The following is a 14,557-nucleotide window of genomic DNA, read 5'->3' as shown; positions in this document are numbered from 1 at the left end:
TCACCCGAGCGCACCCGGCATGCCGGGTGCGCTCGCGCACTCAGGGTGCGGATGGCTTCCCGCCCGCCGGGGCAGCGGGACGGTGCGCGCCGCCGGCCGCTCGCGCAGGAACCGCCGACGGTCCGCGGTCGAGAGGTGCAGGCTGAGCATCGTCTCGACCGCCCGGTCCCACGTGTACTGCTCCGCGCAGGCCCGCGCGGTCTCTGCGTAGTCGCCCCGCGCGAGCACGGTGCGGACGGCGGCGGCGAAGGCGGGACCGGTGTCGGCCGCCGGCAGGCCGCAGTCGCCGCGCGCCACCTCGGCCAGTGCGCTGTTGCGGGACACCACGATCGGCGTTCCCGACGCGAGCGCCTCCATCGCGCTGAGGCCGAAGGTCTCGTGCGGGCCGGGGCAGATCGCGACGTCCGCGCACGCCAGGAGGTCCGCCAGCGTGTCGCGATCGGCGAGGTGCCCGGTGAAGGCGACCGACAGTCCCCGTGCCTGCCTGCGGAGTTCGTCCGCCATGGTGCCGTCGCCGGCGATCACGAGGCGGGCCCGGACACCGTCGGCGAGGAGAGCGCGCAGGACCTCGATTCCCCGTCCCGGGTGCTTCTCCATGGACAACCGGCACGACTGCGCGAGGAGGACGTCGGCACCGTCGGACCACGTGGCGCGCGCCGACGGCGTGGCGCGCGAGGGGCGGAAGGTCGCCAGGTCCACGCCGAGCGGGACGGTCTCGACGTTGGGCGCCTGCACGCGCGCGAACTCCTCGCCGGCGAAGGCCGTCGTGCAGACGACGGTGTCGTAGCTGCGGGCCGTGCCCAGGTTCGCGATGTCGGACGCCCAGGTCGCGACGGACGACGGTGCCCCCAGCTCGATCATCCGGTCCAGGCGCTCGTGGCTGATCATGATCGAGCCGATGCCGTGCGCCTTGGCCCACGGGCCCATCCCGCGCAGGGTGAGCCGGTCCGAGACCTCGAGGCTGTCGGCCCCGAGCCGGGGGAGCAGCCGGCGGATCAGGACCGGGCTCGCGGCGCGGTAGCCCTCCACCTTGAAGAACTTCCGGCCGGGAACGGTGATCCGCCGGACGCCGGAGTCGAGCACTTCGTCCGCGTGCTCGCGGCCGGCGACGACGAGGGTGACGGCGTGCCCGCGGGCGACGTAGCCCGCGCCGAGCTGGTCGACGGCGGTGCGCAGTCCGCCCGACCGGGGCCCGTAGAAGTTCGCCAGCTGGACGATGTGCATCGGCTGCATGCCGCCAGGCTGCCCGCGGGGGCGGTCTCGGGGGTGAACGGGCGGAATCGGCTGGACGAACTGTCTGAACTCGTCAGCCGTCGGGAGCAGAATCGAAGGCATGACCGTACGCCTGAACCCCTACATCAGTTTCTCCGACAACGCCCGCGAGGCGCTCGAGTTCTACCGGGACGTCTTCGGTGGCGAGCTCGAGATCTCCACCTTCGAGGGCATGCCGCCCGAGATGCTCCACGATCCCTCCGACGCCACCAAGGTGATGCACGGCTACCTGTCCACTCCCGACGGCTTCTCCCTCATGTGCGCGGACACGCCGACCGGGATGCCGCGGAACGTCGGTGACGACGTCTCCGTCTCCCTGTCCGGGGACGATCTTGCGAAGCTCACCGGCTGGTGGGAGAAGCTCTCCGCGAGCGGCTCCGTGACCGTCCCCTTCGTCAAGGCGCCCTGGGGTGACACCTTCGGCATGTGCGTCGACGGCTTCGGCGTGCACTGGATGGTCAACGCCGCGGCGTCCTGATCCGGCCCGGTGGATGTGGCTTCGCCGGTCGGTCGCTAGACTGACCGGCGCTAGGGCCTCTAGCTCAATTGGCAGAGCAGCGGACTTCGAAATAGGAGCGCTCGGTCGGAAACGGCCGGGATGACACCACTCAAATTCGGGGAACCCTTCGCCGGGAGACCGGCATGGCGATCCCGAGCCAAGCCGAGGGAAACCTCGGAAGGTGTAGAGACTGGACGGGTGGCACCTACAGCGCGTCAGCGCCACGGTGAAGGGACAGTCCAGACCACGAACGCCTCCGGGCGGCGTCGAAAGACGAAGTGGCAGGTTAATCCGTAGGTTGTGGGTTCGAGTCCCACGGGGCCCACCGAGGGATCGAACATGGACGTGCTCGAATTCACGACCGGCGACGACTGGGAGTCGTGGCTCGAGGCGCATCACGCCCAGGCGCCGGAGGCGTGGCTCCGGATCGCGAGGCGGAACTCGAAGCTGCCCGGTCTGACGATCGAGGACGCGCTCGACGGTGCCCTGTGCTTCGGCTGGATCGACGGGCAGCGCAGGTCGAACGACGCCGATTCGTTCCTGCAGCGGTACTCGCCGCGGCGCCGGACCAGCTCCTGGTCGCGGATCAACGTGGAGAAGTTCGAGGCGCTGGAGGCGGCCGGCCGCGTGCGGCCCGCGGGTTTCACGCAGCGGGACGCGGCTCTGGCCGACGGACGCTGGGCGGCCGCGTACGAGTCCCAGCGCACCGCCGAGACCCCGCCCGACCTCGCGGCGGCGCTGGTCCGGGATCCGCAGGCCGCGACCGCGTTCGAGGCGATGAGCCGGTCCGACCGCTACGCGGTGATCCTGGCCGTACTGAAGGCCCGGACACCGCGTCGCCGCGCGGAGCTCATCGCGCGGGCGGTCGCCACCTCACGAATTCGGGCCCTGGACGCCGGAACCGGCTCCGGCGCACCTGTACCGCACCAGGACCCGAATTCCTGAAGTACGTTTCCCCGTCAGCGCTGCGGCCTGCTTCGGTGAGGTGCAGGGCTCAACCGATCGGCTTGCGGGCGACGTAGAAGTAGTTGAACGGGTCCGAGCGGATCTCCTGGACGTCCACCTCGGCCAGGCCGGCCTCCTGCAGCATGCGGACGGCGGTCTGCCGGCCCCACACCGTGCCGAGTCCGGCGCCGCCCGGCGTGGCCAGGGACACCGTCATGCAGTGCAGGAGGCTGATCGTGTACAGGTACGTCGCCCACGGCAGCGTCAGGTTGTTCTCCACGCCGGACTGCGCCTTGATGTCGACCATGAGCAGCGTTCCGCCCGGTCGCAGCGCTGCGGCGATGCCCGCCAGGACGCGGTCCGGGAAGGCCTGGTCGTGGATCGCATCGAACGCGGTGACCACCTCGAAGGCGTCGCTCTCGCCGAGCGCCGAGACGTCCCGGACCTCGAAGGTGGCGTTCGTCAGGCCTCGGGTCGCGGCCTCCGCGCGGGCGGCGTCGATGGCCTCCGGGCTGATGTCGTAGCCGACGAAGCGGCTCGCCGGGTAGGCGGCGGCCAGCAGGTTGACGGCGTGCCCGGACCCGCACCCGATGTCCGCGAGCGCCGCGCCGCGCGTGAGCGACTCGTGCAGGCCCGGCACCGTCGGGACCACGACGGTGAGCAGGCCCGCATCGTGCGTGGTCGCGGACTGGGCGGCCATCATGGCGTGGAACTGCGGGTAGTGCCCGTAGTCGAGCCCGCCGCCGTGCCGGAAGGGTTCGCGCAGAGCGGGTTCCACGCCCGCGAGCATCGTGATCATCTTCATGGTGCGCGCCAGGTTGACGGGGCCGTCGGCAGCCGTGAGGCAGGCCGCACGCTCGCGGGGCAGGCTGTAGCGCCCCGTGTCGGGGTCGTACTCGGCGACCGCGCCGGCGACGACGCCGTCGAGCCACTCGCGCAGGTACCGCTCGTCCACCCCGGCCGCCGCGGCCAGCGTCGCGGTGTCGGCCGGGCCGACGGTGCCGAGGACATCGAGCAGGCCGAGCTCGTCCCCGATCGCGAGGAGGAGGGCGAGCGCGGCATCGTCGAGCACCCCGACCATGCGCTTCTGGAACGCTCTGGCCGCGTCCTTGTCGAAGGCGGGGCCGGTGGTCGTCGTCTCGTCACCCATTCCGCCGACGCTAGCGGCTCCGCCCGGGCGGACGTGTGGTCTTCCGGTTCTTCCTCCGCCGTACCGCGCGACCGCGAACCGAACCGACGCGGCGATCGGCGGACGCGGCGGAATGCCGGCCGGCCGCGGGCCTGGATCTGCCGGCGTGATCGGCGGTATCGATGCTCTGACCTGGCGATTTGGGAACTGGGTGGGATGTGCCATAAGCTATCCCAGCTCCCAACGGAACACGGAAGCGGTGCGGAGAGCGGCTTCAAGTCGCCCGAAGCGAGCCCCCTTCGTTTAGTGGCCTAGGACGCCGCCCTTTCAAGGCGGTAGCGCGGGTTCGAATCCCGTAGGGGGTACGTCGCAAGACGCAAAATTGCATATGGCCCTGTGGCGCAGTTGGTTAGCGCGCCGCCCTGTCACGGCGGAGGTCGCGGGTTCGAGTCCCGTCAGGGTCGCCATCCGAGTTCGGAAGAACTCGGCGGTGACGGTTTTACCGGCACGGCCAGGTAGCTCAGTTGGTACGAGCGACCGCCTGAAAAGCGGTAGGTCGCCGGTTCGATCCCGGCTCTGGCCACAAGCAAAACCCCCTGTTCGCAGGGGGTTTTCTTGTGTCCGGACCGGGTGCGCCGCCGCCCGGGCGTAACGTCGGCGATCTCATTGCCGAACCGAACTACAGGAGGGCGCCGTCCGGCGCGCGAGAGTGGTTCAGGGGTGGACATGATCAGATCGGCAGGAATCGTGGCGGTCGTCGTCGCGGCGACGGTCCTCACCGCGTGCGGCGGAGGCCGGCCCGCGAACTCGGGCGAGGCACCGTCGCCCCTGACGGACTCCGCGTCCGCCGGGCTGGGCGGCACCGTCGCCGCGACCGGAACCGGAGGCGCTGGGGCAGCGGACCCGGCCGGCGGCGGATCCGGTGGTGGTGGCGGCGCGGGCAGCGGCTCGGCCGCGCCGGTGACGGCGGGCGGGGGAGCATGCGTGGACCTGTCGTCGCCCGCGGTCGCCCAGGCCGTGGCCGGCCTACCGCGTTTCCGCGGCATCGGCTACCGGGCGACCCGTGGCACGGATGCGAAGCTCGGCTCGTGCCCCGCTCTGCTGTGGGTGCACGCGGACCTCGAGGGCGGCACGGGCAGCTCGCCCGAGTGGGACCTGTTCTTCGACCGGAAGGGCTACCTCGGCACCGCGACGGACAGGTACACCAGCTTCACCGGATTCTTCGGCAGCACCGACACGTCGGTGGCGCTCCAGTACCGCTGGCTCAACCCGGGCGACGCCACGGCCGGACCGTCGGGCGGACCCGTGATCGTCACGTACACGCTGTCCGGGCGCACGGTGACGCCCGACAAGGCGGTCCCGTCCCAGGTCTTCGACGGTGGCGCCACGACGACCACCACGTCCACCTCCGCTGCTCCGACGGCGCCGCCCGCGCCGGTCTCGCACTGTTCCGAAGCGACGCCCGAGACCCTGCGCACGAACGCCGAGATGAACTGGGGTGCACAGATCGTGAAGCCCTTCACCGTCGACGCGATCGTGTGCGTCGACGAGTGGGCGACCGCTCGTATCCCTGCCCGCGAGGCGTACCCGCAGAACGCCCGGCTGCTGTTCCACTACACGGGCGGCGGCTGGAGCGGCGTGGCGTTCGGCGGCGGCATCTCGTGCACCGACAAGGGGGTGCCGGCGGCCACGGCGGCCCGGCTCGGCTGCTGACCGGGGCCGGTCCCGAATCCTCGGTCAGTCGAACTCGACTTCCAGCTCGTCCGCGCGGGGGAGTGATTGGCAGGCGAGGCGGACGCCGTTGCGCAGCTCGTGGTCGTCGAGGGTGTCGTTGACCAGCATGTGCACCTCGCCGCGGCGCAGCGTGAAGACGCAGCCGCCGCAGTTGCCCTCGCGGCAGACGTAGGGCGCGTCCAGTCCCCGGTCGAGCAGGGTGTCGAGCAGGACCTGCTCGCGCGGCCAGGCGACGGTGGTGGTCGCACCGTTGAGATCGACGACCACCGTCGCGGCACCGTCCGACGATGCCCCGCCGGTCGGCGCGGCGGCCGCCCCGGTGCCGACCGCGAAGGGATCTCCGGCCAGCGACGCGAAGGCCTCCCGATGGATGCGCGCACCGTCGATTCCGGCGAGGGCGGCGGCCTCGGTGGCGGCGTCCATGAAACCCGCGGGTCCGCACAGGTAGGCGGACGTCGCGGCCGTCGGCGCCGGCAGCAGCGGCGCGAGCCCGGCCGCGGTGGGGAGTCCTCGTTCGGACTCCAGCCAGTGGGCGACCGTCAACCGATCGCCGTGCGTCTCCTGCAGTTCTGCGAGCGCGGAGGCGAAGATGATCGACGACCGATCACGGTTGGCGTAGACGAGTGTCACGGGCATCGTGGACGCGGTCAGCGTGTCCCGGAGGATCGACATCACGGGGGTGATCCCGCTTCCGGCGGCGGCGAGGACGAGGAGGTCGGGGTCGTCGCGCACGGTGAAACGCCCACCGGGTGCCAGGGATTCGACGATCATCCCCTGTTTCGCGTTGTCGCACAGCCAGTTCGAGGCATAGCCCCCCGCGGTCCGTTTGACGGTGACCTTGAGGTGATCGTCGAGTCCGGGGGGGCTCGAGAGCGAGTAGCAACGCGGCGCCCACCGTGTGCCGTCCTCCGGCGTGCCCGGGACGCGCAGGGTGAGGAACTGCCCGGGGGTGTGATCGAGGCGTCCCTCGGCGGGATGCGCGAAGACGAGGGAGACCGCGTCGGGGGTCTCTTCGATCACGTCGATGATCTCGAGCGGATGCGACTGTGCGGTCGCCGGCGATTCCACGGTGTTCTGCTCCTTCGTCGGGTTCCCGGACGCTACATCGCTAATTGTGCCATTGACAACTGGCGCGATTGCTGGTGGTGTGTATGCCATGCGAACAACGACTCCGGCGCCGCCGGTCCCGTCGGCCTCGACCCTGCGATCCGACGCCGCGGCGTTCCTCACCCGCTACGGACTCGGCGTCACCAGTGGCCTGATCCCTATGAACGCGATCGGCATCCGGATCGCGAGGGGCCTCGTCGCGTCGATCATGGGCGCGCTCGGGTCCACCCCCGGCGGTACGACGGTGACCGCCGTTCGGACCCCGGTACCCGGGGAGTGGGTGCTCGGGCCGGGCGTCACCTACGGCCGGCGCGCGGTCTACTACGTGCACGGCAGCGCCTACGCGATCTGCTCGGCGCGCACGCACCGGAGCCTCGCCGCGCGGCTGTCCGCGGTCACCGGGCTGCCGGTGTTCGTCGTGGACTACCGCCTCGCGCCCGAGCATCGCTTCCCGGCCGCCGCAGGTGATGTCGCGGCCGGCTTCGACTGGCTGCTCACCCAGGGATACGCGGCCGACGACCTGATCATCGCGGGCGACTCCGCCGGCGGACACCTGATCGGCGACCTGTTGCTGCACCGCGCCGACACCGAACAGGCGCAGCCGGCCGCCGCCGTCCTCTTCTCGCCGCTCATCGACCTCACCTTCACGCTCGCCGCCCAGCAGGAGCGCGTCCGGCGCGACCCCGCCATTTCCGCAGCCGCGGCCACGCGCCTCGTCGACCTCTACACCGCCGGAACAGATCCGGCGCACCCGCGGCTGCGACTGGACTTCCGGCACGCGGATCGGCTCCCGCCCTTCCTGATCCAGGCCGGCGGTGCCGAGATGCTGTCCGCCGACGCCCGTCACCTCGATGAACAGCTGCGCGCGCACGGCGGCGTCAGCACGCTCGAGATCTGGCCGGGTCTCATGCACGTCTTCCAGGCGTTGCCCCGGCTCGCCCCGGAGGCCGACGCCGCGCTCCTGCGGGTGCGCGACTTCCTCGCCGCGCTCGACACCGTTGCGGCTCATACTGATTCGGAGGCCTCCTGATGTTCGGTATCGACCGACTGCTGCGCCACCTCGTCCGCGACCCGATCACGTCCGGCGCCAAGGCCGTCGTCACCGGCGCCGGCAGCGGCATCGGCCGCTCCTTCGCGCTGGAACTCGCCCGTCGTGGCGGCGAGATCGTCTGTGCCGACATCGACCCCGTCCGCGCGAAGGACACCGTCGCACTCATCGAGGCCGGGGGTGGGACCGCGCACGCCGCCACCGTCGACGTTGCCGACCGGGCCGCCGTCGAGACCTTGGCGGCGTTCGCGCGCACCGTCTTCGACGGTCCGCCCACCCTGGTGATCAACAACGCGGGAGTAGGCATCGGCGGCCGCTCCGTGGGCGACATCGGTATCGACGACTGGAATTGGGCTCTCGGTATCAACCTCTGGGGCGTGGTGCACGGCTGTGAGCTGTTCGCGCCGATGCTCCGCGAGGCCGGACGCGGCGGCATCATCAACGTCGCCTCCGCCGCCGGCTTCGCGGCCGCGCCGTCGATGGGGCCGTACAACGTCTCGAAGGCCGGCGTGATGTCGCTGTCCGAGACGCTCGCCGCCGAGCTCGCCGGGACCGGCGTCAACGTGACGGTGCTGTGCCCCACCTTCGTCAAGACCAACGTCGCCCGGGACGGCCGGATCACCGACGGCAGCAAGAACCTCGCCGGAACCCTCATGAAGCTCACCGGGATCTCGCCCGACGGCGTCGCCGCGCAGACCCTCGATGCGCTCGACCTCGGCCGGCTCTACGTGGTGCCGCAGCTCGACGCGAACGTCATCTGGCACCTCAAGCGCCACTTCCCGACGCCCTACGTGCGGGGTCTCGGTCTGCTCACCCGGCTCCTGCCCTCGTCCTGACCGGACGCACTTCTCCGCCACCCCGAAAGGAACACCTCATGGCCATGGATCTGGACAACATGCTGCAGATGATCAAGGACCGGCAGTGGGCCCTCGTCGACATCGACTGGGACGCACCGGGCGCCGAGCTCATCGACCCGGAGCTGCACGCGAAGCTCAAGCCCTTCCTCTCGGATCTGATGTGGATCGAGAACGTGGGCGCCCGCGGCTTCGCGGCCATGGCGCGCAAGGCTCCGACCCCGACCCTCAAGAGCATCTACGAGCACTTCCACGCCGAGGAGCAGAAGCACGCCAACGCCGAGCTCGCCCTCATGCGGCGCTGGGGGATGCTCGAGGACGACGAGATCCCGTCGCCGAACGTCAACGTGCAGCTCGTGATCAACTGGCTCGACCGGTACTCCGACGGCATGTCGCTCTCCTTCCTCGGCACCGTCATCCCCATGCTCGAGGTCGCGCTCGACGGCGCCCTGATCAAGTTCATCACCGACGAGGTGAAGGACCCGATCGCGCAGGAGGTGTTCAAGCGCATCAACGCCGACGAGTCCCGGCACCTGGCCGTCGATTTCGAGGTCATGGACATGCTGGGCCACGCCGACCTGCGCAAGCGGACCATCGACTTCGTCGGCGGCTGGATCAAGCCCTCGCTGCTCATCGGCTTCCTCAGCTACGTCCCGCTGCTGAACAAGATGCGCGACAACATCGTCGAGATGGGCGTCGACGAGGAACGGCTGTACGGGGCGATGAAGCGCTACCGCGCCGCCGGCGAGCGCAGCGAGTACATCCAGCGGCTCCCGATGTTCCGCATGGTGGCCTGGCACGGCAGCCGGGTGGTCGACCGCGGCAACAAGCTCTACCACGTGCCTGCGGACGCGCTGGTCAAGGCCACGTCGCTGATCCCCTTCCCCCTGGTGCACCGCACGCCCACGTGGTCGCAGGAACTGACCTACGAGCCCACCGCCTGACGAGGACATCTCAGCCATGACTCACTCCGTAGCCATCATCGGCGCCGGCTTCGCCGGCATCGGCGCCGCCATCCGACTCCAGGACAAGGGGATCGACGACTACGTCGTCTTCGAGCGCGATACCCGCGTGGGCGGCACCTGGCGCGACAACACCTACCCGGGTGCGGCGTGCGACATCCCGTCGCGCCTCTACTCCTACAGCTTCGCCCCGAACCCCGACTGGTCCCACACCTATTCCGGCAGTGCCGAGATCCTCACCTACATCGACCGCATGGTCGAATCCTCCGGCGTCGCACCGCGCATCCGGTTCGAGCACACCGTGACCGGCGTGGTCTACGACGCCGCCGCGGGGGAGTGGACGATCTCGTTCTCCGGCCGCGAACCCGAGCGGGCGCGCGCCGTGATCATCGCCTCCGGGCCCCTCGCGAACTGCTCCTTCCCCGCGATCCGCGGCATCGAGGACTACGAGGGCCACAAGATCCACAGCGCCCGCTGGGACCACGACTACGACTTCACCGGTAAGAAGGTGGCCGTCGTCGGCACGGGTGCCAGTGGCGTGCAGATCGTGCCCGAGCTGGTGAAGCAGGCCGCGTCCGTGAAGGTCTTCCAGCGCACGCCCGGCTGGGTGCTGCCTCGGATCAACACGGAGACGGGTGAATTCACCAAGTCGATCTACCGGAGGATCCCCGGCGCGCAGCAGCTCGCCCGCGCACTCTGGTTCTGGGGCCACGAATCGGTCGCGCTCGGCGTCGTCTGGAACACCCCGCTCACGCGGGTCGTCGAGGCCGTCAGCAAGCTGCACCTGTGGCTGCAGGTGCGCGATCCCTGGCTGCGCCGCCAGCTCACCCCCGACTTCGCCGCGGGCTGCAAGCGGCTCCTCATGACCAGCGACTACTACCCGGCCCTGCAGAGGGATAACTGCACGCTGGTCACCTGGCCGATCGCCCGGATCTCACCGCAGGGGATCCGCACCGTCGAGGGCGTGGAGCACCGCTTCGACTGCATCGTCTTCGCCACCGGCTTCGACGTCTCCAAGACCGGATCGCCCATCCCCGTCACCGGTCTCGACGGTCGCGTCCTGGCCGACGAGTGGAGTGGTGGCGCGTACGCGTACCGCAGCGTCGCCGTCTCGGGCTACCCGAACCTGTACGTCACCTTCGGCCCCAACTCGGGCCCCGGGCACAGTTCGGCGCTGGTCTACATGGAGGCGCAGATCGACTACATCACCGACGCGATCGGGCAGCTCCTGCGGGGCGGGTGGAAGGCGCTCGACGTGCGCGCCGACGTCCAGGAGGAGTACAACCGCGACATCCAGCGTCGGCTCACCTCGACCACGTGGAACTCGGGGTGCAGCAGTTGGTACCTGACCGACGACGGTTTCAACGCCACCATGTACCCGGGCTTCGCCTCGCAGTACGTGGGCCAGCTGCGCACCGTCGACCTGCAGGACTACCGGATCCTCGTGCACGAGGAGGCGAGCAGCGCGGCGGCGGCCGGATAGCATGCCGGGCATGACCGAATACCGGATCGACGATCTGGCCCGCGTGTCCGGGACCACGACGCGCAACATCCGGGGCTACCAGGAGCGCGGGCTGCTGCCCAAACCCCTGCGCCGCGGCCGCGTCGCGATCTACACCGAGAAGCACGTGCGGAACCTGTTGGCGATCAACAAGTTGCTGAGCAAGGGCTTCACGCTCGGACACATCGCGACCTTCCTCACCAACCCCGGGGCCCGCATCGGCGACGCGCTGGACCTCGCCGAGATCATCGACGAACCGTGGGCGAGCCCGCGCCGCCCCGTCCTGGACCGCGAGGAGTTGCAGGCGCGACTCGGGCCGCTCGACGATGCCGCAGTCGCCTCGCTGCTCGACGCGGGCGTGCTCTCCGAGACGGACGAGCCGGGGCGGTACGAGGCGGCCGACGCGCACATCGTGGGCAACCTCGCGCGGCTCGTGGGCAAGGGCATGGACCTGGCGGTGCTCGTCGATGTGCACCGGCGGTTCACCGCGAAGATGGCGGAGGTGGCCGAGATCCTCATCGGCGCCGCGCACGACGAGGTCGACCGGGTCCGCGGTCCCGGGTGGCTACCCTCCTCGGACGAGGAGATGGCGTGGGCCGTGGGTCTCATCGGCGCCATGCGCCGTGCGGGTACCGAGAACGCCCACGCCGCCCTCGACCGGGCGCTCGACGGCGCGCTCGATCAGGCGTTGCAGGTGCACCGGGTCGCGTCGGAGAACCGGGCCGAGGCGGGCCGCGCCGCGGAGCCCGGCGGCGCCTGACGGTTCGTGCTCGCCGGGGTGCGGTCAGTACCGGGCGGCCGTCTCCACCTCGTCGGCCTCGGCCTCGAGGACCTCGATGTCGACGGGGCCACCGTCGTCCTTCCCGGTGAGCAGCGAGGCGATCGCGCCCAGGAGGCACACCACGGCGGCGAAGCTGAACGCGAGCTCCAGGCCCGACCGGAAGGGCTCGGAGATGAGGTGCGGGAAGAACTGCAGGCCCGTGAGGTGCTGCGACTGCTCCGCGGTGAGGTGCAGTTGCGACAGATGCGGGCCGAGGAGCTCCTGCACGGGGTTGTAGCCGAGGAACGCCGCGAACAGCACGGCGACCGGCGGGAGCGCCGCGATCTCCGAGGCGTACTGGGCGGGAACGCCGTTCGCCTGCAGCCCCGTCGACATGGCGCCCGGGAGGGAGCCGGACAGGCCGGCGATCATCAGCGAGAAGAACAGGCCGATCGAGAGCACCATCGCGGAGTTCTGGAAGGTCGTCATCATGCCCGAGCCCGAGCCGCGGGACGTGGCGGGCAGTGAGTTCATCACCACCGCGCGGTTGGGGGAGCCGAACATGCCCATGCCGACGCCGTTGACGAACAGGATCACGGCGAACGCCCAGTAGGCGAAGTCGACCGGGAGCGCGATCAGGGCGAGGAAGGTGAGTGCGGTGATGACCAGGCCCGCGGAGCTCAACGCGCGGCCGCCGATCCGGTCCGACAGGGCCCCGGAGACCGGCGCGGAGAGCAGGAAGCCGACGGTCATCGGCACCATGTAGATGCCGGCCCAGAGCGGGGTCTGGGTGTAGTCGTAGCCGTGCTGCGGCAGCCAGATGCCCTGCAGCCAGATGATGAGCATGAACTGCAGTCCGCCGCGCCCCAGCGAGCCGCAGAGGTTCGCGACATTGCCCCACACGAACGCCCGGTTCCGGAACAGGTGCAGGTCGAACAGCGGCGACGCGACGCGCAGCTCGATGACGCAGAACACCGCCAGGACCGCCAGCCCGCCCAGCAGGCAGGACAGCACGAACGGCGAGGTCCAGCCCATCGCGTGGCCGCCGTACGGCTGGATGCCGTACGTGATGCCGACCAGCACGGCGATGAGGCCGATCGCGAAGGTGAGGTTGCCCCACCAGTCCATGGTCGCGGGCACGCGTGTTCCGCGGTCCTCGAGCTTGAGGTAGGCCCAGACGGTGCCGAGCACGCCGAAGGGCACCGACACCAGGAAGATCAGGTGCCAGTTGATCGGCGCGAGGACGCCGCCGATGATGAGGCCGAGGAACGAGCCGGCGATCGCGGCGACGCTGTTGATGCCGAGCGCCAGGCCGCGCTGGTCGGGCGGGAACGCGTCGGTGAGGATCGCCGAGCTGTTCGCCATGAGGAACGCGCCGCCGATGCCCTGCACGACGCGCCAGCCGATGAGCCACAGCGCCGCGGCGTGCCCGTCGAACCACGTGACCGCCAGGAAGATCGACGAGATCGAGAAGATCAGGAAGCCCATGTTGTACATCCGGGCGCGCCCGAACATGTCGCCGAGCCGGCCGAACGCGACCACGAGCACCGCCGTCACCACGAGGAAGCCCATCATCATCCACAGCAGGTAGCTGGTGTTGCCCGGCTCCAGGGGGTTGAGGTGGATGCCCTTGAAGATGTCCGGCAGTGCGATGAGGACGATCGAGCTGTTGATCGTGGCGATCAACATGCCCAGCGTCGTGTTGGACAGGGCGATCCACTTGTAGGCCACCGGCGAGATCCTTTGGTTAGAAGAGCTTATCTAACCTAAGTGTAGGCCCGAAGCGGTCAGCTCTTCCACTCGATGCGCTCGACCTGCTCCGGCGGCCAGGGAGCGGGCGCGTCGAAGGGCTCGCCCGGCAGCGCGATCACCGAGACCGCCGAGGCGGGCTTGGCGGCGGGCGCACCGTCGGCGTCGAGGAGGTGGAGCCACTGCCGGTAGCCCGCGTCGTCGCGCACGGACCGCACCTGCACGCTCGACCCCAGGGGGATCGGCGCGAGGTACTCGATGACCGCCCGGTGCGGCGCCGCGAGCAGCGGGTCGCCGTTCAGGTCGTCCTCGACCAGCTGCAGGTAGGCGGCGTTGTTGAGGTGCTGGTACGGATCGAAATCGGTGGCCCGCAGCCGGACGGTGCGATCGGCGGGCGAGGGCGCCGGCGGCGTCGTGGTGTTCAGCGCCTTCCAGCGCAGGCGCGTCTCGGACACGTACCGCTGCAGGTACTCCATGCCGCCGTCGGAGATGTGCGTCGGCATGCCGGACTCCGCGCTGAACCGGATCCAGAAGGCCTCCGTCTCCACGTGGCCGCCGGCGCTGCCGCGCAGCGTGATCCGCATGTTGCACCACCGCGAGCTGGTCGACTCGCACCAGCGCAGCAGCGTCACGTCCGACGGCCAGTGCAGCGGCTCGAGCACGTCGATGATCGACCGGCGCACCAGCCAGTACGGGTCGGTCGCGTCGAAGCCGCGGTGGAACATCTCGTCGTTCGCCATGTCCTGCAGGTAGCGGGCGATCCCGTCGAGCCGGACCCGCCGCTCGGGGTCCACATCGCCCGTGCGCACCGGCCACGTCCGCTCGAACGACGGTCCGGGCGGGGCGGCCTGCAGGAATTCGTAGTCCGACGGGGTCGCTGCTGGCTCTCTCACGCGCCCGACCCTAATGGGTGTTGATCGGTTGAACCGCACTCCGCTGCGAGGCGGATGCGCGGACACTGGTCATCGAGTTGCCGGTCCGGTGAGCACTACCCGAC

Annotated in this window: 13 protein-coding genes and 3 tRNA genes; 11 read left to right on the top strand and 5 right to left on the bottom strand. The window is 70.2% G+C overall.

What is annotated here, in order from left to right:
* On the bottom strand, positions 1-1,224 hold the full coding sequence (locus ABZX10_RS21580; protein ID WP_355545056.1) for a glycosyltransferase: 1,224 nt from the start codon (positions 1,222-1,224) through the stop codon (positions 1-3).
* A gap of 109 nt (positions 1,225-1,333) precedes the next feature.
* Between ABZX10_RS21580 and ABZX10_RS21575 the strand changes: the two genes are divergently transcribed.
* Entirely contained in the window at positions 1,334-1,750 is a 417-nt protein-coding gene (locus ABZX10_RS21575) for a VOC family protein (RefSeq protein WP_355544929.1), read from the top strand.
* 360 nt (positions 1,751-2,110) lie between these two features.
* Positions 2,111-2,716 (top strand): YdeI/OmpD-associated family protein, encoded by a 606-nt coding sequence (locus ABZX10_RS21570; RefSeq protein ID WP_355544926.1) that lies wholly within the window; start codon positions 2,111-2,113, stop codon positions 2,714-2,716.
* A 49-nt stretch (positions 2,717-2,765) separates the two neighbouring features.
* Here ABZX10_RS21570 and ABZX10_RS21565 read toward each other — a convergent pair whose 3' ends face one another.
* On the bottom strand, positions 2,766-3,797 hold the full coding sequence (locus ABZX10_RS21565) for a methyltransferase domain-containing protein (protein WP_355545053.1): 1,032 nt from the start codon (positions 3,795-3,797) through the stop codon (positions 2,766-2,768).
* A 340-nt stretch (positions 3,798-4,137) separates the two neighbouring features.
* Between ABZX10_RS21565 and ABZX10_RS21560 the strand changes: the two genes are divergently transcribed.
* The 4 genes from ABZX10_RS21560 (at position 4,138) to ABZX10_RS21545 (ending at position 5,558) form a co-directional block, all read left to right on the top strand.
* Positions 4,138-4,210, top strand: a tRNA-Glu gene (locus tag ABZX10_RS21560).
* 25 nt (positions 4,211-4,235) lie between these two features.
* Positions 4,236-4,312 (top strand) — tRNA-Asp (locus ABZX10_RS21555).
* A gap of 42 nt (positions 4,313-4,354) precedes the next feature.
* Positions 4,355-4,428 (top strand) — tRNA-Phe (locus ABZX10_RS21550).
* 143 nt (positions 4,429-4,571) lie between these two features.
* The gene (locus ABZX10_RS21545; protein WP_355544923.1) at positions 4,572-5,558 is read left to right on the top strand and encodes an LppP/LprE family lipoprotein; all 987 of its coding nucleotides are present in this window, start codon (positions 4,572-4,574) and stop codon (positions 5,556-5,558) included.
* A 24-nt stretch (positions 5,559-5,582) separates the two neighbouring features.
* Here the strand turns inward: ABZX10_RS21545 and ABZX10_RS21540 are convergent, their stop codons facing one another.
* A complete protein-coding gene (locus tag ABZX10_RS21540; protein ID WP_355544920.1) occupies positions 5,583-6,647 on the bottom strand; it encodes a ferredoxin--NADP reductase in 1,065 nt (354 codons plus the stop codon).
* 88 nt (positions 6,648-6,735) lie between these two features.
* On the opposite strand from ABZX10_RS21540, the gene ABZX10_RS21535 reads away from it, so the two are divergent.
* From ABZX10_RS21535 to ABZX10_RS21515, 5 genes are read left to right on the top strand one after another with little or no spacing between them, the layout of a single operon-like run.
* The gene (locus tag ABZX10_RS21535) at positions 6,736-7,716 is read left to right on the top strand and encodes an alpha/beta hydrolase (RefSeq protein WP_355544917.1); all 981 of its coding nucleotides are present in this window, start codon (positions 6,736-6,738) and stop codon (positions 7,714-7,716) included.
* A complete protein-coding gene (locus tag ABZX10_RS21530; RefSeq protein WP_355544914.1) occupies positions 7,716-8,570 on the top strand; it encodes an SDR family NAD(P)-dependent oxidoreductase in 855 nt (284 codons plus the stop codon). The genes ABZX10_RS21535 and ABZX10_RS21530 overlap by 1 nt, the downstream gene beginning before the upstream one ends.
* 38 nt (positions 8,571-8,608) lie before the next feature.
* Positions 8,609-9,532: a ferritin-like domain-containing protein gene (locus tag ABZX10_RS21525; protein ID WP_355544911.1), complete on the top strand. Its 924-nt coding sequence runs from the start codon at positions 8,609-8,611 to the stop codon at positions 9,530-9,532.
* Between the two features lie 16 nt (positions 9,533-9,548).
* The gene (locus ABZX10_RS21520) at positions 9,549-11,033 is read left to right on the top strand and encodes an NAD(P)/FAD-dependent oxidoreductase (RefSeq protein WP_355544908.1); all 1,485 of its coding nucleotides are present in this window, start codon (positions 9,549-9,551) and stop codon (positions 11,031-11,033) included.
* A 10-nt stretch (positions 11,034-11,043) separates the two neighbouring features.
* Positions 11,044-11,811 (top strand): MerR family transcriptional regulator, encoded by a 768-nt coding sequence (locus ABZX10_RS21515; RefSeq protein WP_355544905.1) that lies wholly within the window; start codon positions 11,044-11,046, stop codon positions 11,809-11,811.
* Positions 11,812-11,835: 24 nt separating this feature from the next.
* On the opposite strand, the gene ABZX10_RS21510 is transcribed toward ABZX10_RS21515, so the two are convergent.
* Positions 11,836-13,500, bottom strand: coding sequence for an MFS transporter (locus ABZX10_RS21510; protein WP_355545049.1), 1,665 nt, complete (start codon positions 13,498-13,500; stop codon positions 11,836-11,838).
* Positions 13,501-13,598: 98 nt separating this feature from the next.
* Positions 13,599-14,453: an acyl-ACP thioesterase domain-containing protein gene (locus ABZX10_RS21505; protein ID WP_355544902.1), complete on the bottom strand. Its 855-nt coding sequence runs from the start codon at positions 14,451-14,453 to the stop codon at positions 13,599-13,601.
* Positions 14,454-14,557: the final 104 nt, after the last annotated feature.

The sequence above is a fragment of the Tsukamurella sp. NPDC003166 genome, assembly GCF_040611135.1.
In the GTDB taxonomy this organism is placed as follows: domain Bacteria; phylum Actinomycetota; class Actinomycetes; order Mycobacteriales; family Mycobacteriaceae; genus Tsukamurella.
Note: the sequence above shows the minus strand (reverse complement) of the source record. Positions and strands in the feature narration are given on the sequence as shown.

Bases quoted from the DNA above. Each gene is read 5' to 3' on its own strand.
- ABZX10_RS21580 (WP_355545056.1), bottom strand. From the start codon at position 1,224: ATGCACATCGTCCAGCTGGCGAACTTCTACGGGCCCCGGTCGGGCGGA.
- ABZX10_RS21520 (WP_355544908.1), top strand. From the start codon at position 9,549: ATGACTCACTCCGTAGCCATCATCGGCGCCGGCTTCGCCGGCATCGGC.
- ABZX10_RS21545 (WP_355544923.1), top strand. From the start codon at position 4,572: ATGATCAGATCGGCAGGAATCGTGGCGGTCGTCGTCGCGGCGACGGTC.
- ABZX10_RS21535 (WP_355544917.1), top strand. From the start codon at position 6,736: ATGCGAACAACGACTCCGGCGCCGCCGGTCCCGTCGGCCTCGACCCTG.
- ABZX10_RS21570 (WP_355544926.1), top strand. From the start codon at position 2,111: ATGGACGTGCTCGAATTCACGACCGGCGACGACTGGGAGTCGTGGCTC.
- ABZX10_RS21575 (WP_355544929.1), top strand. From the start codon at position 1,334: ATGACCGTACGCCTGAACCCCTACATCAGTTTCTCCGACAACGCCCGC.
- ABZX10_RS21530 (WP_355544914.1), top strand. From the start codon at position 7,716: ATGTTCGGTATCGACCGACTGCTGCGCCACCTCGTCCGCGACCCGATC.
- ABZX10_RS21525 (WP_355544911.1), top strand. From the start codon at position 8,609: ATGGCCATGGATCTGGACAACATGCTGCAGATGATCAAGGACCGGCAG.
- ABZX10_RS21510 (WP_355545049.1), bottom strand. From the start codon at position 13,500: ATGTTGATCGCCACGATCAACAGCTCGATCGTCCTCATCGCACTGCCG.
- ABZX10_RS21515 (WP_355544905.1), top strand. From the start codon at position 11,044: ATGACCGAATACCGGATCGACGATCTGGCCCGCGTGTCCGGGACCACG.
- ABZX10_RS21565 (WP_355545053.1), bottom strand. From the start codon at position 3,797: ATGGTCGGGGTGCTCGACGATGCCGCGCTCGCCCTCCTCCTCGCGATC.